Genomic DNA, 24,255 nt, shown 5'->3' on the forward strand with positions numbered 1-24,255 from the left:
AATACATTTAAGTACTATCTTGTTAACAAAGTAAAGGCTGTTCAGAAATTCTACTTTCTGGACAGCCCCTTAATTCTTATTTTGAAAAATGTCTAGTGTAAGCACCAAGCCCGTCGAAGTCACGTTCTGCCCTCCGATGAAAGCTGCAAAGATGCTTTCTATTCAAGCCTTACGATGAGCATGAGGTACTAGTATTGACAATGCCACAACAGCAATTGACGAAAGCACAACTGCAGAACCGGGACGTGGCGTTATTGTCGACCATCGCTTGCGCTTTTCTTATATTATAACGTCTTTGTCAATAGTCGTATACTAACTAGCTTTGTGATTTTGCATACATTTCTTCTTGAACAAGTTCTTCAATGCGTTTTATAGCACCTGGTTCTGCTGCTTCAACTGCTGCTGCTGCATCCTCTAATGCTTTTATGTAACGATACTGATGGAACGCTTCTTCTGCATCAAGCAACAACTGGTGTACACGCTGATTCGTTGCACGATAGCGATTTCCATATTGAATCATTCTTTCAATAAGCATAACATTCTCAATCATTTCTTTTGCATGACTATTTACTTCTTGAATGCATTTTTCAGCATTTTGCAAATTACTATGAACTAGATGCATATTTAATGGAACTTCCTGAAGACTTTGCATTACTATAAACAATTGCTCCTCCGCTTCTTCAATACGAGCATCCATTTCTTCTGGAATTCCAGGTATATTTGCTTTATTTAGTTGACGATCTGTATCTTGTAAAAGCTTTCGCAGAGAATCCAGCTGAGCTCTTGCTTTATTTTCATCGATTCGTAAATTTTTCAATCGATTAGAGAATTGCTCTTGCTCGTCTTTAATGCGTTCAATTTCTTCGCTAATTTCAATTAATTCTTCTTGCAAACTTGAATATGCGGATTTCTCTTCACGCACCCGTGATACTAATAATTCATATCTTTTTTGAATTACTTCAAGTTGCTTCAATCCAAGTTTAGGAATTTCAGCTTCCTTTTCAGATAAATGATAGCTATTTTGAACATAAACTGTTTCATTACTTACTTCTTTTGTTACTTTCAATACTTCATTTAATGAAGTAAATGTATGGTCGCAATTTTTATCAACATAATTTTTTGCAAGTACTTCTTTTTCAAGCAAATCATAGTAATGTTCAATTTCATCATTTATTTCCTCGATACGGGGCGCTACTATCGATACTTCAAGATTTGCTAATTGCTTTTTCAAAGTTTCTAATTCAGCTTCAAGTTTATCTAAATACTCTGTAAGCTCTAAATGGCGCAAGTAAAAAGATTGCTCTTCCATTTCCCTTTGGCCATTTCTTAATTCATGTATAGCGTTTGGAATTTTTGTTTGAATTTCAGTTAATAATGTCGGAACTTCATTCAACAGGTGGAACAAATTTTGAGATTCACTATTTAGTGCAAGAACTATTTCTCTCGCTTGCAAGTAGTTCCCTTCTTGTGTAAGGTTAACAAATTCATCGAATTTCGGCGTAATTTGTTCTACTAATTTTTCTAAGGAACTTAAAGCAGGGCCAAAGGAATATTGATGCGCTAATAATGTTTTGCGTGCAGAACGATATTGTTCTTTTAGTTGTTCAATTTCAATTCTATTTTTTTCTTCACTGCCAATTAATTCATCTAATTCATGTATAATTTGATTTTTACTTTGCTCGCATTTTTCAATATACTGTTCGATTTCACGTTCAACATGCGTTGCTTTTTTAAATTTAAAGCGATCTATGTATTCTTCAGCATCAAAAAGCATAGAATCAATTTTGATTACATGAACATCGATTACTTCTGTCCACATATTCCGCCAATGTTCAAACATTTCTTCTGTTTGACCGTTCATATTTAAAGCTTTTACTTTTGTTAGCTCCTCAAATATAGGATAATGCTGGATTTGCATTTTTTCATTTTCAAGTCGCTGTATAATAGCAGTATGTTTACGTCGGGTAAACAACCCTACAAAAAATAATGCTAATAGTACGATGACAATAATGATGATATACTTCATCGTAAGCCCCCTATTCCTTATCACTGCATTGGCTATTTTGTAACTATAATATACCATGTTTTTTATATTTTGTTTAAAAAAATAAAGGTTTTTTGCTAAAGTGAAGTAATATAAATGAATTGGAGGTTCGGATTTTGAAAAAAGATGGTCATATTCATACGCCTTTTTGTCCACATGGCACTACTGATCCGTTTGAAAAATATATCGAAAAAGCAATCGACAATAATTTTTCCCAAATTACCTTTACCGAGCATGCCCCACTACCGACAAATTTTGTAGATCCTACTCCTGATAAGGATAGTGGAATGAATCCAAAACTTTTAACCGCATATATTGAAAAATTAAAGCAGTTAAAAGATGACTATGCAAAGGATATTACAATAAAGATTGGTTTAGAGGTAGATTATATAGTCGGCTATGAGACAGAAACACGCGCATTGCTCGATATTGTTGGTCCTCTTTTAGATGATGCAATATTATCTGTACACTTCTTAAAATTTAATGATACATATACATGCATAGACTTTTCAAAAGAAGTTTATTTGGATTTTGCTCAAAAAGTGGGCGGTATAGAAGCTTTATACAACTTATATTACGATACTGTGTTAAAATCGATTGATGCCAATTTAGGATACTTTAAACCTAAAAGAATTGGCCACCCTACACTAATTCATAAATTTCAGCTTGCTCATGGCGAAAAAATTCAGGATGATGATAGAATTATAGAAGTGTTAAATCATATGAAAGAAAAAGGTTATGAATTAGACGTAAATAGTGCTGGCCTAAGTAAATCTTATTGCAATGAACCTTATCCACCACTGCATTTGATCGACTATGCTCAATCTATTTCATTGCCGCTTGTTTTCGGCTCAGATGCACACTCTGTGAAAGATTTGCACCAACATTATGAAACTATTTTTAAATAAATTTTCCTTGGAGGTAAAAGATGTTTACAAAAATTAATTATGAAGGATCAGTTTTAGATCAATACAATACATTATCAAAACAATTAGCTGCTTTACTTGATGGAGAAACGAACAAAATTGCAAATTTAAGCAATGCATCTGCATTACTAAATCAATTTTTAGATAATATTAATTGGGTTGGTTTTTATTTAATGCAAAATGGCGAACTTGTCTTAGGACCATTCCAAGGGCTCCCAGCATGTGTTCGAATCCCTGTGGGACGAGGCGTTTGTGGTACAGCGGTATCAAAAAATGAAACGATTGTTGTTGAGGATGTGCATGCATTCCCAGGTCATATTGCTTGTGATTCTGCATCAAATTCTGAAATCGTAATTCCTTTAACTAAAGATGGTGAAGTTATTGGTGTACTTGATATTGATAGCCCAATAAAAGGACGCTTTTCTTCAGAGGATCAAAAAGGGTTGGAGCTGTTTGTTGAAACATTAATTAAATATATTTAACAAACTATATCAAGCGTATAAAACTCGGTTCGTTCAATCGACTTTCTTAATCTGAAATAAAAAACTTACTGCATCTATTTGGAAGAAGACATCTTCTCCTAAATAGAGTGCAGTAAGTTTTTTTATGACTGAAATAACATAGATTCGTCAAAGACACAAACTTGATTTTTACCATTATTTTTCGCGTTATATAATGCCATATCTGCTTGTAAAAAGATGGATTGGAATTCGAGAGGCTGCTGCTTTTTCCAAGTGATTAACCCAGCAGAAATAGTAACCTTTGGATCTGTAGTCTCTGGTATAGCTTCAACAATATGCTTTGAAAGCTTAATTGCCTCATCATTTAAGATATTCGGGACATACACTGCCATTTCTTCTCCACCCCAACGAGCACATATTCCACGTGTTCCAATAATATTGATTAGCTGCTCGCCAATTTGTATTAATATTTCATCTCCAACTTGATGCCCATACGTATCATTAATCAATTTGAAATTGTCTATATCAATGAGCAAGAACATTCCTGAATCATCATTTTGCAATGCTTTTTCCACAAACTTATCTAAATAACTACGAGCATATAATCTTGTTAAATGATCATGGTCTACCATTTCTTGCAATTGATTTCGAAGTATAGAATTGGCAATTGCTAGTGAAGAGTGGTGAATCAATGATTGCATTAGTTTAAAACTATCAAACGAGAAAAAGTACGAATCGCGATGCAGTACGATGCTAAATCCATTTATATGCTGTTCAACAACCATCGGAATAGCCATTAATGATTTATAATGAACTTCTTGCGAAATAAGACGACTAAAATCTGCTATAAACAAAGAATCTTGACTGTTTTCAAAATGCTTCGTTACATGATCTATGTAAAGCTTTCCTTCATCTGATTTAAATAATTTTGTCGATGCTTCGGTAAGTTTAAATTCATTTTTTTCTTTGAAAACAAAGCAAAGTTCCATTGGCTGGAATGATTTCATTAATTGTTTTTGAAGAAACATAAACATCTCATTAATATCTAACTTCATATTTAAACGATGCGAGGTTTCATTTATTAACTGTAAATCACTGATTAACCGGTGTGATTGATGATAAAGTTTTGCATTTTCCAGTGCATTCCCTGACGCATGTGCGAGCATTCTAATAAAATCTTTTTGTGTTGGAGAAAAAGTGTAAGAAATTGGAGCACTTACTTGTAAAATACCATAAATAGCTTGTCGTCCTTTTATCGGTGCATTTAATAGACATCGGTTTAAATCATCTGCTAATTCTGTAGTTATTCCACCCGATACAAATGCTTCAATTACTGATGGACGCTCTGATAGATAGTCGAAAGGTTTTATTTGCACCTTTGTTTGACGATCTTGATCGTTAGATAAAATCAACTCAACATCAAAATTTGGAAAGTTTTCTTGAATCGTTATCAACACATTTTCTAAAATCAAATCAATGTCCATTGTAGAATGGAATAAATCCGTCATATTATATAATTTTCTATACTGGCTTTCGTTTTGACGAACTTCCAAATTTTCATTTAACATGTGTATTACTTTTATAACGCTTTTTATAAATTCTTCAAAAAACTCAGATTCAGAAAAGGCATACCATTTTGGAGTAGGCTTCAATAGCAAGACACCCCGAATATTAATGTGATCAACCTTTAACATTGCCATATGAGATAAGTGTTGAAATTCATTTATACTTTTTAAAAACTCTGGAATTTCTATTACCCTTTTATGTTCAAAATATGATTCCAGCAATCCCCATACTATTCCGCTAAAATTAATTTCGTATGTTGGATTTATGTTAAAAGGTTTTAAATTTTCTCCTTCATATAAAAGAAAATAACATTCATCAATATCGAAATGATGATTTAAGCACTTATAAAGCAATGTAGAAGTTTCGTTATTATGCTTATCAACAGAACTTACACATATGTTTAATAAATCAGATTTGATATTAACTAATGTCTGCTGATGCCCTATCATAAAATCACCTTTTCTTTTATCTTAAAGAAATAATTACTATAAACTTATAGTAAAGTATACACTTTTCATGTCTATATGACTATAAAATTGTGGAAATATGGATTTTTCAGTTTTAATTTTACTATTATCTTCATATTATAAAAGATTATTCGACTTAACAATTAGTTAAATGCAATTCTCAATAATTAATGATATTATTTCTTGACGTTATTTAGAAAAAATAATACAATTGACTTTGTGTAAAATAAACGCAGCAGTTGTATAAGCTGTGCATGTATTTTATTCCTCTACAAAGGAAAGATCCAGTACGTGTTGGACTAGCGGACGTTCTTCGCTTATCTTATTCGTTCTCCGCTTTTCTATGTAGATGGTGTATTGTGTAACCCTTTCGGCTGCAAGGGCGAAGATACATGAAAATAAAATACTGCAAGTGTCGGGTACAACTGGTTTTTGTTTTACAAATACTGATACGAAACTTGATGTTTCAATCAGTGCAAAAAACCAAATTTAAAGGAGGAGACAACTATGTCTCGTTATACAGGTCCATCTTGGAAAGTGTCTCGTCGCCTTGGTATTTCTTTAAGCGGCACAGGTAAAGAATTAGAAAAACGCCCTTATGCACCAGGTCAACACGGTCCAAACCAACGTAAAAAATTATCTGAATATGGTTTACAATTACAAGAAAAACAAAAACTTCGTCATATGTATGGTATGACTGAACGTCAATTTAAAAACCTATTCAACAAAGCTGGTAAATTACAAGGTCTACACGGTGAAAACTTCATGATTCTTCTTGAAACTCGCCTTGACAACTTAGTTTACCGTTTAGGTTTGGCTCGCACTCGTCGTGGAGCTCGTCAATTAGTTAACCATGGTCACATTTTAGTAGATGGCAAACGCGTTGACATCCCTTCATACAGCGTTAAACCAGGTCAAACGATTTCTCTTCGTGAAAAATCTCAAAACCTTGCTGTAGTAAATGAAGCTATCGAAGTAAACAACTTCGTACCAGATTATTTAACATTTGACGCTGACAAAAAAGAAGGTACATTTGTACGTCTTCCTGAGCGTTCTGAATTATCAGCTGAAATCCAAGAATCATTAATCGTTGAGTTCTACTCTCGTTAATCTTTTTGGTAAGATAAGAAGTATTTTACTAAACCTCGAAACATCGGCAATGCCTTTGTTTTCGAGGTTTTTTCTTAATTTAAATACTTTTTTAACTCTTATATTGTTTTTGACGGCACTGAAAGACAAAAATCATTTGTGCAGATGTACATACATAATTATAAAAAGCCACTTAATAGTGGCTTTCAGAGTGTAGACAAAGTCAATTTTGAATTTGTCTACACTCTTTTTTCATTAATTTATTTAGAATCAACTAGCCAAACTGTCTTGAAAACACTTATCAAACAGTTTAACTCTGAATCAAAAACACAGCGGCAGATACAACGCAGTATGAAAGATTTATCAACAGCCTGAAAATGACCAGAGTTAAATACTGGTCATTGTAAACTAATATCTAACTTGGATGTCATGAGAGGTAGGTGGAATTCTTTATTCAGTTAAATATTAGTAGGAATCTTTCATAAATGCAGTGCCGACAATGATTAATAAAATAAAGAGAACAACGATTAATGCAAAGTTATTGTCTTTGCGATCGTAAGCTCCACCTACATAGTTGTTATCATAGCCTCCCATAAATCCACACCTCCTTTATTCTAGATAATATAATTTATGATTTACTTTAAAATCGTTATAGTATAAACGTGGAATTTCAAACAAAAGTATAAATAAATGAAAAACAGTCCTCCACAATTAATGAGCATGAACTTGAAGTGTCAAACAATATTATACTGAAAGTTCAAAAAAATTATTGAATAAAATTATTTTTTCAATGTGATGTAATAAAATGAAATAATTTTGCCAATTCATAAAAACGGAAAATTTTGACTATCTAAATAAATTTTCACCTTTATAAAACAGATACTTAGATGCAGTTTGTCACACTTAAATAAAAATCAGTTAAGTTATATGGGTAAAAAATCACAATACAAATATAGTACATTTATGCTATTATTATGTAAAAATATTATTGGAGGCAAAATTAGATCGTGAAAAAAAGAAAGAAAAATACTAACTTTAAGGTAACAATAAAAACAAAATTATGGGCAGCTTTTTTATTGGTACTAATTGCTCCCGCCATAATTGTAGGAGGATTTGCATTTAAGTTTTCAAAGGATGTAGTTCGAAATGACATATTGGAGTCAGCTACTAGTTCCGTTGACTCTCTAAATAATATCATTAATAAATTTATGGAGCCTAAAATTAAAGATGTAGAATTGCTCGCTGAAACATTAGATTCTACTACTATTGCTGTACAAGGAAATTCCAATATTGGTGTTAGTGATGATATTTCTAACCAATTAAATACATATAAAGATGTACATACTGAACTAGAATTGGCCTATATTGCTACAGAAAAAGGGGTCTATATTAATTCGCCGGCATCATTAAAAAATCCGCCAGACTATGATCCAAGAACAAGAGCTTGGTATAAACAGGCTATGGAAAATAAAGGTCAAGCTATTGTATCAGCTCCTTATACATCAAAGGCTACAGGAAATTTAGTAGTTACTGTAGCTAAAACTACAAAAGATGGACAAGGTGTAGTAGCTGTTAACGTAAGTTTAGAAGAAATTAAAAAAATAACAGGAGAAATTAAAATTGGTGATGCTGGTTATGTATACATATTAGATGCAGAACGTAAATTTGTTTATCACCCTGAAAAAGAAATTGGGACAGAAGCGCCAGATAATGAACAAAATAATAACCTATACAAAACAGACTCTGGAACTTTCAGCTATTTACATGAAGGCAAAGACCAAAAAGAAATGTTCTTTACAACTAACGCATTAACTGGCTGGAAATTGGCTGGAACTATGTATTCCAATGAAATAGATAAAGCAGCCATGCCAATTTTAATTAATACTTTAATCGTTATTATCGCAAGTATTATTGTCGGCAGTATATTGATTATATTTGTAATTCGTTCTATTTCAAGACCAATCCATTCTTTAATTAGTTCTTCAAATAAAATAGCTGACGGTGATTTTACTGAAAAGATTATCGTTACACATGATGATGAAATAGGTAAACTTGGCAATAGTTTTAATGGTATGGTTAATACTTTAAGTGGAATTATTAAAACTTTAAAGCAAACTATTGAACACTTGGCTTCATCTTCAGAACAATTAACGGCAAGTTCTTCACAAACATCCTATGCAACTGAACAAGTTTCATCAGCCATCCAGGAAATTGCTAGTGGAGTAGAAAAATCTACAGAACATCTTGAAGAAAACGAGAAATCTCTTGAAAAAGTACTTGATGGCATATCAGGTATATCCGAAAAGTCAAAGAAAGTAACTGAACTAGCTAGAGAGTCATCTAAAGAAGCCGAAGTTGGTAGACAAGCTGTTGAAGCAAATCTTAATCAAATGAAATATATCCACGAATCTGTTGGTAAATCTAATGGAGTAATCCAATCGTTATCAACCCGCTCTAAAGAAATTGGCGAGATTCTTGATGTTATAAGCGGAATAGCTGACCAAACTAATTTACTGGCGCTAAATGCTGCTATAGAAGCAGCAAGGGCTGGTGAACACGGTAAAGGATTTGCAGTTGTAGCAGACGAGGTTAGAAAATTAGCTGAACAATCACAGTCATCTACACAACTTATTGGAGAAATTATTACTAGTATTCAAAAAGATACTGAAGTTTCTGTGAAAATGATGGGTGAAGTACTTGAGAATGCTAATAAGGGTGTAACAGTAACTGAAAAGACATCTGAGCGATTTATTAAAATAATTGAGAACTCTCGTAATATTACTCCTCAAATAGAAGAAATAACGGAAACAATGGAACAAATCTATACAAATGTTGAGGGAGTAGTTTCGAAGGCGAAAAACATTACAGAATTAGCACAGGAAAATGCTGCAAGTTCAGAAGAAGTAGCGGCGTCTACCGAAGAACAACTAGCATCGATGGAGGAAATTAGTTCTTCAGCTAAATCACTAGCTAATCTATCAGAGGAACTTAGAAATCTTATTAATAAATTTAAAATATAATATTTGTCTAACTAAGAAACTAGCTCAAGTAATATAAAGAAAAATACGATGATTGCACATGCAATCATCGTATTTTTTAAATAAACATATCTAAAATTAGAACTCCGATTAATCCGATAACAGAGATAATCGACGTTAAAACTGTCCAAGTTTTAAATGTTTTGCCCATTGACATGTTAAAGTACTCTTTTACAATCCAAAAACCTGCATCATTTACGTGAGAAAAACCAACACTACCTGCACCAGCAGCTAATGTCATTAACTCTGGGCTAGCACCCGTAACCGCTACAATTGGTGCTGCAATCCCTGCTGCAGTCATTCCTGCAACTGTTGCAGAACCTAGTGCTACACGAAGCACCGCACCAATCACCCATACTAAAATAATCGGTGAAAGAGTTGTATCTTCCATTAATCCTGCAATATATTGATCGATACCGCTATCAATCAATACTTGTTTAAAGGCTCCACCACCAGCGATAATTAGTAATATTAACGCGATACCTGCAGTAGCCTCTGCAAAGGAGTTCATAACCTCCTTCATACTTTTACCGCGGTTTAAACCAAATGTAAACATAGCAATTATAACTGAAATTAATAATGCTGTACTTGCAGTACCTACGAAATCTGTAAATGGACGAATAGCAGATTCAGGGGCTGCCAACTCCACAATAGATTTAATAGCAATTAAAATAACAGGCAAGATTGCCGTAATTATACTAGTTGTAAAACTAGGCATTTCATGTTCTTCAAAAGTTTTTGGATTAAATAATCCTTTCGGAATTTCAACTTCTAAATCTTCTTTTTTAAACATTTTCGTGAATAATGGACCCGCAACTATAATAGCAGGGATTGCAATGAGAACTCCCCAAATTAATGTTTGGCCAATACTTGCACCAAACACTTCAGCAATAGCTGTTGGACCAGGATGTGGCGGAACAAATCCATGCATTGTAATTAAAGCTGTAATTACTGGAATCCCTATGTAAAGAATTGGTACTCCTGCTGCAGCTGCAATTGTAAATACTAAAGGAATTAGAACAACTACACCTGTTTCAAAGAATAACGCAATCCCAACTACCCCAGCTGTAATAACAGATGCTAATTGGACACGTTTATGTCCGAAGGCATTCAGCATAGTTGTTGCAATTCGTTGTGCACCACCAGAGTCAGTCATTAATTTACCTAATACTGCTCCAAAAATAATAACCATTGTCAGACTACCTAGCGACGATCCTAACCCATTTTGAACGGATGTCATCGCTTCAGCTGGCGACATACCTTCTAGAATACCTACAATTAAAGACGCAATAATCAGAGAAATGAAAGCGTTTAGCTTTAATACCATCATAAGTATTAATAGAAGAATAACTCCTATAATAATTGAAACTATTGGCATAATAATCCTCTTTCTTATAATTAATGTATAAGCCGTGTTGCCACGGCTTTTTTTATTTATTCATTAGTAAACGGACAAACTTAGTCATAACTGGCTCCATTGCCTGTTGCATATCTGCCATAATTGTTGATAAATGTGAGTTTTTGCGTTCTTCATTTTTAAACATTTCACCAAGATGACGAGTAGCTGCAAGGGAAACCTCTGTATTAACATTAATTTTACATATCCCTCTTGCTACCGCTTCTTTTATAATTTCATCAGGAGTACCAGACGCCCCATGCAATACGAGGGGGACATCCACTTTATTTCGAATTTCATCAAGTAAATCTAATCGAATATTAGGCTCTCCTTTATACATTCCATGAACGGTTCCAATAGCTGCTGCTAAAAAATCTACACCTGTTTCTTGCACAAATAATTTCGCTTCATTCGGATCTGTTAATGTTCCTGCTCCCTCTTCTTCATCTGAAAAAGCTCCAAGTGCTACAGAACCGATTTCCGCTTCAACACTTACTCCTGCCATATGGGCGATTTCTGTAATCTCTTTTGTTAAACGGGTGTTTTCTTCTAAATTAAATTTTGAACCATCATACATGACAGAAGTGAATCCAGCACGAATTGCGCGAATAATCGATTCCTTTTCATAGGCATGATCAAGATGCAATGCGACTGGTACAGAAGCTTTTGCTGCTAAAGTATGAACCAGACTCGCAAATCCTTCTACATCCACTGTTCCAAAATATCTTTCACCAAGAGCGATTATCACGGGATGTTGTTGTTCCTCTGCTACTCGAATAGCTGCTTGAATCGTTTCTAAGTTGTATACGTTAAATGCAGCTACTGCATATTGCTCTTCTTTAGCTTTTAAAAGCATATCCTTCGTATTTACAAGCATATCGTATTAACCTCCCTACTTACCCTGTAGTAATTCAGCTACTTCTTTAAGCGTTGTTTTAGTACCTACATTACCTGGGAAAATGACATAAGGTAAGCCAGGGAATTTAGAATCATCACCTGTATACCAAACAGGAATACCCGGTTTCACTTGTCCAGCAACAGTTGCACGCTTAACACCAAGACCTTTTGTTCCAATATCACTAGATGTAATACCGCCTTTTGCGATGATATAGCTTGGTCGAACCTCAAGCCGCTTTACAATATTTGTTACAGAATTAGATATTTTAACAGAAAGCATTAATTCTTCCTCTTTTTTATTTTCACCCAAATCCAAACGTTCTCGTCTAGTGTATACCGCTACTGTTTGTCCTTTTGCGATTAATTCATTTGTTTCGTTTACTATACGATCTTCTTCATTTTTAAAAGCTTCCTCGTTTAAAACTAAATGTACGTTGAATTCAATAAAATGAATGAAGTCGCATTTTTTCAACTCTTCAAATTGCTCCGTTGTTTTCTTTACATGGGAGCCAATCATAATTAAACCGCCATTTTGTGATTGATCTTTTACAAGCTCTTCTCTAGTTAAAAGCGGACGATCACTTACCCCACCAATAATTTTCGTTAATGCTGCTGCACTTCTAAATAAGAAAGTTTTGCCTGCACGCATCGCACGAGCTAAGGCAATTACAAATACTTTTACATCTAAATAATCAACAGCATTCACAACTACTTTATTAAAGTTTTCAACTGCCATTAATTGTTGAACAATCTTATCGATATTTAAAGAACGAATATCTTCCAATGATAAATATGTAGCATTTTGTGCTTTATATCGACCATTAGACTTTTCTTCTGCCCATTCAGCTATGTTAGATGATTTATAACCAAAAGTACGATCCTTTGCAAACTCCGTTTCTCCCGCTGGAACTAGTTTGTCATCATATTGAACGTAGTGGACATTATTGATTGTGAAACGACCGCCCTCTTGGAAGAATGGAATAATAACTTCTCCATCAAATTTCGTATTTGATAAAGTTTCAACCGTATCCTTTAAAACTTCCGTTTCAAGGGGATAGTGACCGCGCAATGTGGAATCCCCACGGCTAATGAGAATAAAATCTTTGCCCATTTTTTTTGCTGTTTCAGTTACAATCGTTGCAATTTCTTTATGTGCTTTTTCCGTTTCTTTTTCTGTAAAGCCACGTGAATTCGTTAAAATAAAGAACATTGCACTATCTTCATGAAAACCTGCTTCAATACTGTCTGCAGTCCAATCTGTATATACTGATACGCCATGCACAGTTTGAACACCAGTTGGATCATCATCAAGTACAACAATTTTCTTATTTAAAAGTTTTAATTCTTCTTCCAACATATTATTTACTACACTGTTTTCAGGTAGTGGTAATAATTGCGAAAAAGCTTCTTTAGTACTTAAATTCGTCATTTGTATTACACTCGCTTTACTTCAACATTTGCTAATTTTTCATAGTATTGAACAATTCCACCATGGTCATCCATTACTTTTCCATCTGCCTTTAATGCATGGAATATTTCTAACAAGTGGCTTGATAATGGGAGTGGAACATCTAAATTATGAGCAGTTTGCATAACATTTGTAATGTCCTTCATGTTAATAGCAATTGTTCCACCAGGTTTAAAGTTACGATCTAATATTAATGGAACTTTTGCGTCTAATACTGCACTACCAGCAAGTCCACCACGTATGGCTTGATACATTTTATCAATATCAATTCCTGCTTTTGCAGCTAATACTAGTGCTTCTGACATGGCAGCAATATTTAAATTAACGATTATTTGGTTAGCTAATTTTGCAGTTACACCGCTGCCATGATTACCAACTAATACGATATCTTTCCCAACTGCTTGCAAAACATCTAGAACTGATTCAAAAACATCTTCTTTACCTCCAGCCATAATAGATAGCGTACCATCAATAGCTTTTGGTTCCCCACCACTAACAGGTGCATCAATCATATGAACACCTTTCTTTTCACATTCCTTCGCTATTTCAATTGAATCCACTGGCGAGATGGAACTCATATCAATTATGATTAATCCTTTTTTTGCTGTTGATAGTAGACCATTCTCTCCTAGGACGGTCGATTTAACATGTGGAGATGCTGGTAACATTGTAATTACTACATCACAAGTTTCTCCCATCTCTTTTACCGTCTTTGCTTTTGCCCCATCTTCAACTAGAGAATTCACAGCATCTTGATTAATATCAAAAACTGAAACATTAAAACCTGCTTTAATTAGATTTTTTGACATCGGTTTCCCCATGATACCCAAACCTACAAATCCAACTGCTTTAGTCAATTTCATTCTCTCCTTTATTTGAGTGCTAAATAAGCGCTTTGTATTAATAATTTGTTTAAAAGATTATTTTCATTAAAAAAAGCGCTTTCATTCGTTGTTTAAAATTGTATACAATTATTTAAAATTTGTATACTATTTTATATTAATTGTACACAAATATATTTTAATCTGTATACTTTTTTCTATTTTTTGTACACAATACTAATAAGTTTTTTAATAAGCAAGTTCAAATTTAGTTTTACCTTTAAAAAAGTAAGAGTTATCCTATATACTTAAAAAATAAATCGTTTGTTTAGGGGAAGATTGTTTGTGAAAAAAAAGGATACACATGCGTATACATACGCGTATGAATATTTACGGGATCAAATTTTAAATGGAAAGTTTGAGCCAAATATGAAGTTAACAGAGGAAAAATTGGCTGAAGTAATGGGCATCAGTCGTACCCCTGTTCGCTCTGCCATAGCAAAGCTTGAACAAGAAGGGTTAATAAAAAATAAACGAATTTTTAGCCCCACATCAACAGATATAAGACACATATTTCAAGTACGCATATTATTAGAAGGTTTCTCTTCACGTTATTGTGCAAGATATATTTCAGAAGAAGGCTTAAACTCCCTTAGAGAGTGTGTAGAAATTGGACATACTGGTACGCAAGAAGAGGTTATGCAAGCTAATCATCAGTTCCATCAAATTATCGTTAAAGAAACTCACAATCCTCTCATGATTGATACAATTGATAAAATGCAATCGATTATTTATTTAATGAGAAAAACTGTCGTTTACCATAAAAGGCCGAATTTAATTGACGAGCATGCAGAGATACTCAACGCTATCGCGTCACACGATGAAGATTTAGCTGAAAATTTAATGGTCGAACATTTAAAAAAGGATTTAGAGTTCAGTTTGAACTTGTTAAAAGTATAAAGAAAGTACAAAATAGCTTGATATTATCTACTCAGAGTGTAGACTAAGTTGATTTTCACTTAGTTACACTCTTTTTTTATTTTATAAACATTTAACTATATTATGAGGCGAACAATGACTCAATAGCTTTTTCTTCGAAAACAAATGAAATGCTGCAGTTACATGTTTCGATGTTCTAGCAAATATTTATTAACCTCGTTTATATAAAGATTTGCATCATGGGATAATTTATAGTCATTCTTTTTAATCCAACCAAATCGAAATGATGTGTCAATAAAATCGACAATGTCTAAAGCAATCATCTTGTTAGAAGGAAAGCTATTATTAAATAAAGCAGATATATCGTGTCCTAACGTCACAGCACCAAGCTCTGTTACTGCTTTATTAATTACCTCTAAGTTTGTGGTTGTAAAGAAAATATCGATTGGACCAAATAATCTTTGGAAATGATGGATAAATTCTTGTACAAATTCATCTTTATATAAAACAAAGATTTGCTGTTTTAATAAATCAGTATTAATGACAGTTTTGTTATCAGCTAATGGAGATTCTGTAGATGCAAATACTAAAAGTTTCCCCTTCATTATTGGTGTAAAATGGAGATCACTAATATAGTCAATTTTCTCTTTATTAATTGCTATAAATCCAATGTCAACCTTCCCTTTTTTTATATCTTCAACTATTTCCATACTTGCTTTTTCATTCACTTCAATCTTTAAGTTCGACTTACTATTTTTAAATGATAGATAAGTGTCTATTATTGGTCCTATTAATCCTGGTATAGTAGAAATTCTAAGTAAATCGTTCGTCTTATTTATTTGATTGAAAGCTTCCTCTTTAATTTGGTAAATTCCGTGCAAGGCAAATTGAGCTTTTTCAATAATTTTTTCACCTTCCTTTGTAGCGAAAACTCCTGTTTTACTCCGATCAAATATTTTTAAATTTAATTCAGACTCCAATTTTGAAATTGCTTGACTTATTGCAGACTGACTAATATTCAATGTTTTTGCCGCTTTAGCCAACGATTTAGTATTTGCTACTTCAACAATATACATTAATTGTTCAATATTCATCTCATCATCCCTTAAGTAATACTTAATACATCATCAATTATATTAACTTTCTCGAAATTATTCAAAATAGTATACTAAACTTAAAATAGTTTAAATAGGGGGTTATATAAATGAAAGCAGCAGTTTGGCATAACATTAAAGACGTTCGTGTAGAACAGGTACAAGAGCCAGAAGTTTTACCAGGCCAAGTAAAGTTAAAGGTCGAGTGGGCAGGAATTTGTGGTAGCGATCTTCATGCTTATTCACATGGTTTATCTTTGGAAGCGCATCCAATCAGCGGACAAAAACCACCACTTACTCTTGGACATGAATTTTCCGGCACAATTGTAGAAGTGGCAAAAGATGTAACGGGTCATGTAGTTGGTGAAAGAGTTGCAATTGAGCCTTTAATCTACTGCGGTGAATGTTATGCATGTAAAAGAGGCTACTATAACCAATGTAGTAAGGTAGGGTTTGTTGGTTTAAACCGAGATGGTGGGTTTGCTGAATATGTGATTGTGGATGAAAAGATGGTACATGTACTGCCAGATCATGTCTCGTTTGAAGAAGGCGCATTAGTAGAACCAACTGCGGTTTCCTTCTATGCAGTAAGAGAAAGCAAGCTAAAACCGGGGGACTCTGTCGCAATCTTTGGTGCAGGACCGATTGGATTGCTGACTTTATTATCTGTAAAAGCAGCAGGCGCAACACAAATCATTGTAATTGATTTATCTGAAGAACGACTAGAAAAGGCAAAAGAATTAGGAGCAACGACTATTATAAATGGAATGCGTGATGATATTGTTGAAACGATTCAACAATTAACAAATGGTGGGGTTAGTGTGGCGTATGAGTGTGCAGGTGCACAGCCTACGATGACATCAGCAGTTGCCTCAGTAAAACAAGGTGGACAAGTGATGGCTATCGCAGTATTTGCGAAACCTATCGCCATTGATATGGGGCAGCTAATGTTTAAAGCAGCTGATATAACTTCTACACTGGCTTATCGACATGTTTTTCCAGAAGTCATTGAAATGATTGGAACTGGAAGATTAGATGTTAAACAGGTCATTACAAAGAAAATCGAGCTGGATGATATTGTTGAAGAAGGATTTAATCAGTTAATTAACGATAAAAAACAAGCAAAAATTTTAGTAAGACCTATAAGTGATTAAGAAATACATGTAATGAAGGGGAGAAAATAAAATGGCAGATTTATCAGGGAAAGTAGCAATCGTAACTGGTGGAGCTTCTGGAATAGGCTTTGCAATTGTTCAACGTTTGTTAAAAGAGGATGTAAAAGTAGCGGTTGCTGATTTAAACAATGAAAAGCTAAAGGAACTTGAAAAAGCTAATAAAGGAAATTTGATTGGTTGTGTAACCAATGTAACAAAAGAATCGGATATTGAACAGTTAGTGAATAAAACTGTTCAAACTTTTGGAAGACTGGATTATGCATTCAACGTCGCTGGTGCTTCCAGAGCGGGTGCAATAGTAGAGCAAAGCGAAGAAGACTGGGATTTTACAGTGGACTTATGTTTAAAAGGTGTCTTTTTTTCGGTAAAGCATGAGGCAAAATATATGAAGGAACACGGTGGCGGTTCAATTGTAAATGTAGCTTCTTTGAATGCACATGTACCAATGTTTTATGGTGCGGCATATTCATCTGCAAAAGCTGGTGTTGAAATGTTAACAAAAAATGCAGCTTTAGAATTAGCACAGCATAATATTCGAGTGAATGCTATTCTTCCTGGATTGGTTGCAACGCCATTAACAAGTAGTTTAACAAATGTAGAAGCAATTAATGAAGCTTATATGGAACGGATTCCAATGAGACGTGCTGGGGAAGCAGATGAAATGGCAGGGCCTGCATTATTTTTAGTAAGTGATGATGCCTCATACGTAAATGGTGCAAGTTTAATCGTAGATGGCGCATGGGCTGTCAGCGGATACCCAGACTTGAGTAAATTTATGTAAGTTTCCTCTTTAACTATTGTTTAAAACGAAAGGTCGTCTAATAATGATAAGACGACCTTTCAGACATTTAGAGCAGTATATTGATATTCACTACTTTTTATTAAATAAATTTCACCATATGGTATTTCTTTTTCCCTCTACGAATGATGGCGAATTCATCTTCTAAGCGGTCTTTTCCATCAACCGTGTACTCTAAGTCATTTACTTTTTCTCCATTAATTGAAATCGCACCATTTGTTACATCTTCACGAGCTTGGCGTTTTGAAGATGAAATATTTGCTTCTACTAATAAATCTACAATATTTTTATCTTCTTTAGGTAATTCAGTTGAAGGAACATCTTTAAATGCATTTTTCATCTCAGCAGCAGATAGTGTTTTTAAGTCGCCAGAGAATAAAGCCGCAGTGATTCGTTGAGCAGTTTCTAATGCTTCCTCCCCGTGAATTAAACGAGTCATTTCCTCCGCTAATGCTTTTTGAGCTTTTCGTAAATGCGGTTCTTCCTGAACAGATACTTCTAGCGCTTCAATTTCTTCACGGCTTAAGAAAGTAAATATCTTTAAGTATTTAATTACATCAGCATCCGCTGAATTAATCCAGAATTGGTAAAACTCATATGGCGATGTTTTTTCTGCATCAAGCCATACAGCGCCACCAGCAGTTTTGCCAAATTTCGTTCCATCCGCTTTTGTAACTAGTGGAATCGTAATTCCAAAAGCTTTTGCATCCTCATCATGAGTTTTGCGAATAACCTCTAAACCAGTTGTGATATTTCCCCATTGGTCAGAGCCACCCACTTGAATTTTTACGTTATAGTTATCATATAAATGATTGAAATCGATACCTTGAATAATTGTATAAGTAAATTCTGTAAATGAGATTCCTGTTTCAAGTCGAGAAGCAATCGTATCTTTTGCTAATAAATAATTAATATTAATTAATTTTCCGTAGTCGCGCAAAAATTCTATTACATTTAATTTGCTAATCCAGTCGTAATTATTTACTAATTGGGCACTATTTTGTTCCTCACCAAAGTCAAAAATACGCTCCATTTGCTTTTTTAAGCCTGCTACGTTTTTATCAATTTGTTCAGCAGTTAATAAATTACGTTCAGTCGATCTGCCAGATGGGTCCCCAATCATTCCTGTTGCCCCACCAACTAAAAGAATAGGACGATGCCCTGCTTGTTGGAATCTGCGTAATGTTAGTAATGGAACAATATGACCAATATGCATTGAATCAGCCGTAGGATCCACCCCAACATATAAGGATACTTTTTCTTCATTTAAAAGCTTTTCCATACCTTCAGCGTCGGTTTGTTGATACAATAATCCACGCCATTGTAAATCTTTAAGTAATTCGTTTGTCATAGTAATTCCTCCTACATTTCATATTAGGTTTAATAAATTAGGTTTCATACATTTAAATTAAAATCTAGTCCGAAATTGCGTGACAGCTGATCTAGTGGGACTTTCCTGCAAAGTTTTTCTTAATTAAAGTCCCTCTTTTCCCCCATTTCGGCTAAAAAATAAAAAACGTCCCTACACGCAATATTGCATGCAAGGACGTTAATAACAAATTAACGCGGTACCACCTAGCTTGAAGTAGCCTACTAGACATACTTCCACTCATTAAACGTCTATCGCGACGGGGACGTTCAAGCTCCAAGAACGTAATTCATGTTTACATTATGTCTAGCTTTCACCAAACGCTAGCTCTCTAATACAGTGAATGAAAACACTACTTCAAACTTATCCTCACTTGAAAAACTATACTGATAATTCTACCCATTCTAATTTCATTGTCAATAACTATATTCTTACAATATGGAAATATGCTATAATAAACGAGATTTTAGGGGGTGTACTTAGTGAAAGTTTGGATTGATAAACTAAAAGAGCGAACTAAACAACTTAATGATAAAATAGAAAACTTAGCCTCTTCAAGAAAAATGAGTAAAATACGAATTACTGGTAGTGTCATATGGAATTTGACGCTTATTTTTTTAATTTTTATCCTTACAGGTTTTGTATTTGTTGGGGCAATTGGTGCAGGTTATTTTGCATCACTGGTCAAGGATGATCCTCTTCTTACAAAGGAAGAAATGAGAGAACAGATTTATAGTTATGAAGAAACAAGTGAAATATATTTTGCTAATAATATATACATCGGAAAGCTTCGCACTGATTTAGAACGCCGTGAAACGTCTATAGGCAAAGTTTCCCCCATGCTAGTAAACGCTGTACTAGCCACGGAAGATGAATATTTCCGTGAACATAATGGAATTGTTCCAAAAGCTGTTCTAAGAGGACTTCTTCAAGATATTACTAACTCCTCTACTCAAACTGGTGGCTCGACCTTAACACAGCAATTAATTAAAAACCAAATTTTGACTAATGAAATTTCCTATGAAAGAAAGGCTCGAGAAATATTACTTGCCTTGCGATTAGAGAATTTTATGTCAAAGGAAGAGATACTAGAAGCATATTTAAACATTATCCCATACGGCCGTAATGCATCTGGAAAAAATATTGCGGGTGTTGAAACTGCTGCACAAGGAATATTTGGTGTCTCTGCCTTGGATTTAAATTTACCACAAGCCGCTTATATAGCTGGAATTCCTCAAGCTCCATATGCACATACACCTTTTACGAATACTGGTGAATTAAAGGATGCCGAGGGGCTGAAGCCAGGAATCGATCGAATGAAAGTAGTACTAAGTCGTATGCTTGAAGTAGGTTACATAACAGAAACACAATATGAGCAAGCAATAAACTATGATATTACAAAGGATTTCCGTGAGCCAGAAACACAAGCAGCAGATAATTATCCATGGCTTACTTATGAGCTGGAAAACAGAGCTAAAGAAATAATGGCGGAAATTTTAGCGGAAAAAGATGGAATCGACCCTGAACGTTTAGCAGAAGAAGAAAATTTAAAAGAAAAATATATGATTTTAGCTGATCGCAACGTTCGATCTGGCGGTTATCGAATTTATTCAACAATCGATAAGGAAATGTACGACTCAATGCAAGAAGCAGCAAAAAATTTCAAATATTACGGGCAAACATTTACAAAAACTGAGATCGATCCAGAAACAAATGAAGAAATAGAAATCCAAATGCCTGTTCAGCTCGGCAGCATCGTAATCGAAAATAAAACAGGTAAAATTTTAAGCTTTGTAGGCGGAAGAGATTTCAACATTGAGCAGATTAACCATGCTACCCAAGCATATCGCCCAAATGGTTCAACTATGAAGCCATTATTAGCATATGCACCTGCTATTGAGTACGGCATTATCGGTGCCGGAAGTCCTGTTGTAGATGTTAAGTTTACTCGAAGCTTTGATGGATATAGCCCTTCAAACTACAACGAAAATGAAGAAAGAGGAATTATTCCTGCTCGTGAAGCATTAGCATACTCACAAAACTTGCCAGCATTAAGACTTTACGATTCTATTTTAGAGAGACGACCTGCAACATTTTTAGAAAAAATGGGCTTTACAAAATTAACAGAAGGCGATTATGTCAATCTTGCTACTAGTATTGGCGGTTTAACGAATGGAACAACTGTCGAAGAAAATACAAATGCTTTTACCACTTTTGCAAATGGTGGGCAATTTATAGATGCCTATATGATAGAAAAAATAGTAGATTTAGATGGTAATGTAATTTATGAGCATAAAGCTGAACCTGTGCAAGTATTTTCTGAAGAAACTGCGTATATGGTTACGGATATGTTAAGAGATGTTTTAGACTATGGAACTGCAACAAGAGCCAATAGTATGTTGAAATTCTCAGCAGACTTTGCAGCTAAAACCGGGACAACACAGGATTTCAAAGATGTTTGGTTAGTAGGCTATAATCCAAACGTTACATTAGGAGTTTGGATGGGATATGATCAACCTAGATCACTATCTCAATTTAATAATACGTACTACCAGCCAAGTGCACGTGTAAATATGCTTTGGGCAAATTTAATGAATAGTTTATATGATGTAAATCCTGAAGTTGTAAAAACAAACGAAACATTTGAAAAGCCAGAAAATGTCGTATATGCATCATTTTGCGGAATCTCAGGCCTCGCTCCTTCCACATCATGTTCAAATGCTGGGTTTGTTCGATCAGATTTATTTAATCGAAATGTATTTTTACCATCTGGTTCTGAAGATATTTTCATTTCATCATCCGCTGTAATGATTGATGGAAGAGCATATCGGGCACTTGACTCTACCCCTAGTGAGTTTATTAGCGCAGGTGGAGTTGGTTTAAACTCAGAATTTGCAAAAAGAATGCTAGGAAGATTGGGGGGAGACCCTTCTAAATTATTGCCTTCAAGAAGCGGCAAAGTCGTCTCATCTGCAAGGTTTAATGCAGATAATAATGCACCAGCCGCAGTAAGTGCATCTTTACAAGGAAATACTTTAGTCTGGTCAAAATCTAGTTCTAATGATGTAATTGGATATCGGGTTTATAACGTTGCTGATGGCAGCCGAAAACACTTTGCCACATTAAGAGACGGTGAAGGCCGTAGAATAACAATTCAGCAGGGCGGAACATATGTTGTTGTTGCTGTCGATATTACTGGTAAGGAATCTGCGCATTCCAATACAGTATCAACTACTGCTTCACCGCCACCTGATACTGAAATACCAGTCAATAGTGGAAATGACAACAATAACAATAATAATAACAATGATTCTACCAATGAAGAAAATCAAAATCAAAACGGCTCTAACGGAAACGAGAATGGTCAAAATAACGGAAACGGCAATGGTAATGGTAATGGCAACAGCAATAATGAAAATAACCAACAGCACCCCCCATCTACTGACGGAAATCAAGATATTTAAAAAGAGCAGTCTCACGATGTGAGACTGCTCTTTCCTTTAATTAAAGTAAAAAAGTTTTCAATATCTTCACTGCTTCATCAATTTCTGCTTTGCTAACAGTTAGCGGAGGAAGTAGGCGCAGCACATTTGGACCTGCTGCCACCAGTAATAATCCTGCTTCTTCTGCTTTTGCTACGAGCGATCCCACCTCTTTGCCACAATCAATACCTAGCATTAACCCTTTTCCTCGAACAGTAAAAAGCTCTGGTGGTAATCCCTCCTGTAATTTCTGCACTAAGTACGCAGATTTTTCCTTAACTTCATCTAAAAAAGATTGCTGGAAAACAATATCGATTACTGTTTGTGCAACTGCCACACCTAATGGATTTCCACCGAATGTTGTACCATGTGTGCCTGGACCGAATGTGTCATACAATTCTGCAGTTCCTAAAATACCTGCAATTGGGAAACCTCCACCTAATCCCTTTGCCATAGATACGATATCAGGCTTTAATGTAGTTTGTTCAAACGCAAAACGAGTACCTGTACGCCCAATACCTGTTTGAACCTCATCTACTATTAATAAAATATTACTAGTTTCACAGATTTCTTTAATAGCATTTGCAAAGTCATCTGTAACAGCGTTTACTCCACCTTCCCCTTGAACAATTTCAAGCATGATGGCAGCAACAGAATCATCTACTGCACCTTTTAAAGCTTCCACATCATTAAAAGGTAAAACTGTAAACTTCTCAACTAGTGGTCCAAATCCCTTTTGAATTTTTTCTTGGCCGGTAGCTGACATCGCACCAAACGTACGACCATGGAATGACTGTTCGAAAGTGATAATATGATGTTTCCCTGTATGTTTGCGCGCCAACTTAATGGCTGCTTCATTTGCCTCTGCACCACTGTTGCAGAAAAAAGCATGTGAAAAATGATTATCTTTTACTAAGCTTTCTGCTAGACTAACTTGGCCGGGACTATCGAATAGATTACTAGTATGCCAAATTTTTTCGCTTTGTTCCTTTATAGCTTTCACTAATGCAGGATGCGCATGACCTAAGCAGCAAACAGCAATACCGCTAGTAAAATCTAGATAACGTTTTCCATCACTATCTTTTACTACGGTTCCATTTCCTTCTACAATACTAATTGATCTTCTTGAGTAGTTATTAAAAAGTGCACCCATTTGACTTGCTCCTTTACATATCATTATCTTCTTTTACGACTAATCAACCGTCTTAAACTCATTACTCCACT

General features: G+C 34.6%; 18 protein-coding genes. 8 read left to right on the forward strand and 10 right to left on the reverse strand.

Features of this window, described 5'->3' with window-relative positions; all coding sequences use genetic code 11:
- Positions 1 to 316 precede the first annotated feature (316 nt).
- Complete coding sequence (gene ezrA / locus MKY04_RS15245) at positions 317 to 2,026, reverse strand: septation ring formation regulator EzrA (RefSeq protein WP_346234664.1); 1,710 nt, start codon at positions 2,024 to 2,026, stop codon at positions 317 to 319.
- Positions 2,027 to 2,160: 134 nt separating this feature from the next.
- On the opposite strand from ezrA, the gene hisJ reads away from it, so the two are divergent.
- Together hisJ and MKY04_RS15255 are read left to right on the forward strand one after the other, a co-directional pair.
- Positions 2,161 to 2,952, forward strand: a complete 792-nt coding sequence (gene hisJ / locus MKY04_RS15250) for a histidinol-phosphatase HisJ (RefSeq protein WP_346234665.1) — start codon at positions 2,161 to 2,163, stop codon at positions 2,950 to 2,952.
- A gap of 20 nt (positions 2,953 to 2,972) precedes the next feature.
- Positions 2,973 to 3,452 (forward strand): GAF domain-containing protein, encoded by a 480-nt coding sequence (locus tag MKY04_RS15255; RefSeq protein WP_346234666.1) that lies wholly within the window; start codon positions 2,973 to 2,975, stop codon positions 3,450 to 3,452.
- 122 nt (positions 3,453 to 3,574) lie between these two features.
- Here MKY04_RS15255 and MKY04_RS15260 read toward each other — a convergent pair whose 3' ends face one another.
- Complete coding sequence (locus MKY04_RS15260) at positions 3,575 to 5,446, reverse strand: sensor domain-containing diguanylate cyclase (protein ID WP_126294617.1); 1,872 nt, start codon at positions 5,444 to 5,446, stop codon at positions 3,575 to 3,577.
- A gap of 525 nt (positions 5,447 to 5,971) precedes the next feature.
- On the opposite strand from MKY04_RS15260, the gene rpsD reads away from it, so the two are divergent.
- Positions 5,972 to 6,574, forward strand: coding sequence for a 30S ribosomal protein S4 (rpsD, locus tag MKY04_RS15265; RefSeq protein WP_126294616.1), 603 nt, complete (start codon positions 5,972 to 5,974; stop codon positions 6,572 to 6,574).
- A 444-nt stretch (positions 6,575 to 7,018) separates the two neighbouring features.
- On the opposite strand, the gene MKY04_RS15270 is transcribed toward rpsD, so the two are convergent.
- Entirely contained in the window at positions 7,019 to 7,147 is a 129-nt protein-coding gene (locus MKY04_RS15270) for a YjcZ family sporulation protein (protein ID WP_126294615.1), read from the reverse strand.
- 413 nt (positions 7,148 to 7,560) lie between these two features.
- Between MKY04_RS15270 and MKY04_RS15275 the strand changes: the two genes are divergently transcribed.
- Positions 7,561 to 9,573: a methyl-accepting chemotaxis protein gene (locus MKY04_RS15275; protein ID WP_126295416.1), complete on the forward strand. Its 2,013-nt coding sequence runs from the start codon at positions 7,561 to 7,563 to the stop codon at positions 9,571 to 9,573.
- Positions 9,574 to 9,649: 76 nt separating this feature from the next.
- Here MKY04_RS15275 and MKY04_RS15280 read toward each other — a convergent pair whose 3' ends face one another.
- From MKY04_RS15280 to garR, 4 genes are read right to left on the reverse strand one after another with little or no spacing between them, the layout of a single operon-like run.
- Positions 9,650 to 10,969, reverse strand: coding sequence for a gluconate:H+ symporter (locus MKY04_RS15280; protein WP_126295417.1), 1,320 nt, complete (start codon positions 10,967 to 10,969; stop codon positions 9,650 to 9,652).
- A gap of 52 nt (positions 10,970 to 11,021) precedes the next feature.
- Positions 11,022 to 11,864, reverse strand: coding sequence for a class II fructose-bisphosphate aldolase (locus tag MKY04_RS15285; RefSeq protein WP_126295418.1), 843 nt, complete (start codon positions 11,862 to 11,864; stop codon positions 11,022 to 11,024).
- A 15-nt stretch (positions 11,865 to 11,879) separates the two neighbouring features.
- Complete coding sequence (locus tag MKY04_RS15290) at positions 11,880 to 13,313, reverse strand: four-carbon acid sugar kinase family protein (protein ID WP_126295419.1); 1,434 nt, start codon at positions 13,311 to 13,313, stop codon at positions 11,880 to 11,882.
- 5 nt (positions 13,314 to 13,318) lie between these two features.
- Positions 13,319 to 14,209 carry a 2-hydroxy-3-oxopropionate reductase gene (gene garR, locus MKY04_RS15295; protein ID WP_126295420.1) on the reverse strand — a complete coding sequence of 297 codons (891 nt, stop codon included), beginning with the start codon at positions 14,207 to 14,209 and terminating at the stop codon, positions 13,319 to 13,321.
- A 309-nt stretch (positions 14,210 to 14,518) separates the two neighbouring features.
- Between garR and MKY04_RS15300 the strand changes: the two genes are divergently transcribed.
- The gene (locus tag MKY04_RS15300; protein WP_126295421.1) at positions 14,519 to 15,133 is read left to right on the forward strand and encodes a GntR family transcriptional regulator; all 615 of its coding nucleotides are present in this window, start codon (positions 14,519 to 14,521) and stop codon (positions 15,131 to 15,133) included.
- Positions 15,134 to 15,291: 158 nt separating this feature from the next.
- Here MKY04_RS15300 and MKY04_RS15305 read toward each other — a convergent pair whose 3' ends face one another.
- Positions 15,292 to 16,206, reverse strand: coding sequence for a LysR family transcriptional regulator (locus MKY04_RS15305; protein WP_126295422.1), 915 nt, complete (start codon positions 16,204 to 16,206; stop codon positions 15,292 to 15,294).
- Between the two features lie 110 nt (positions 16,207 to 16,316).
- Between MKY04_RS15305 and MKY04_RS15310 the strand changes: the two genes are divergently transcribed.
- Together MKY04_RS15310 and MKY04_RS15315 are read left to right on the forward strand one after the other, a co-directional pair.
- Entirely contained in the window at positions 16,317 to 17,360 is a 1,044-nt protein-coding gene (locus tag MKY04_RS15310) for a 2,3-butanediol dehydrogenase (RefSeq protein ID WP_126295423.1), read from the forward strand.
- 31 nt (positions 17,361 to 17,391) lie between these two features.
- Positions 17,392 to 18,162, forward strand: a complete 771-nt coding sequence (locus MKY04_RS15315; RefSeq protein WP_126295424.1) for an SDR family NAD(P)-dependent oxidoreductase — start codon at positions 17,392 to 17,394, stop codon at positions 18,160 to 18,162.
- 100 nt (positions 18,163 to 18,262) lie between these two features.
- Here MKY04_RS15315 and tyrS read toward each other — a convergent pair whose 3' ends face one another.
- Complete coding sequence (gene tyrS, locus MKY04_RS15320) at positions 18,263 to 19,531, reverse strand: tyrosine--tRNA ligase (RefSeq protein ID WP_126295425.1); 1,269 nt, start codon at positions 19,529 to 19,531, stop codon at positions 18,263 to 18,265.
- A gap of 581 nt (positions 19,532 to 20,112) precedes the next feature.
- On the opposite strand from tyrS, the gene MKY04_RS15325 reads away from it, so the two are divergent.
- On the forward strand, positions 20,113 to 23,013 hold the full coding sequence (locus MKY04_RS15325; RefSeq protein WP_126295432.1) for a transglycosylase domain-containing protein: 2,901 nt from the start codon (positions 20,113 to 20,115) through the stop codon (positions 23,011 to 23,013).
- Between the two features lie 40 nt (positions 23,014 to 23,053).
- Here the strand turns inward: MKY04_RS15325 and MKY04_RS15330 are convergent, their stop codons facing one another.
- On the reverse strand, positions 23,054 to 24,184 hold the full coding sequence (locus MKY04_RS15330; protein ID WP_126295433.1) for an acetylornithine transaminase: 1,131 nt from the start codon (positions 24,182 to 24,184) through the stop codon (positions 23,054 to 23,056).
- Between the last annotated feature and the right edge of the window lie 71 nt (positions 24,185 to 24,255).

Origin of the sequence: Lysinibacillus telephonicus (assembly GCF_039654155.1) — a bacterium.
GTDB classification, from domain to species: Bacteria; Bacillota; Bacilli; order Bacillales_A; family Planococcaceae; genus Ureibacillus; species Ureibacillus telephonicus.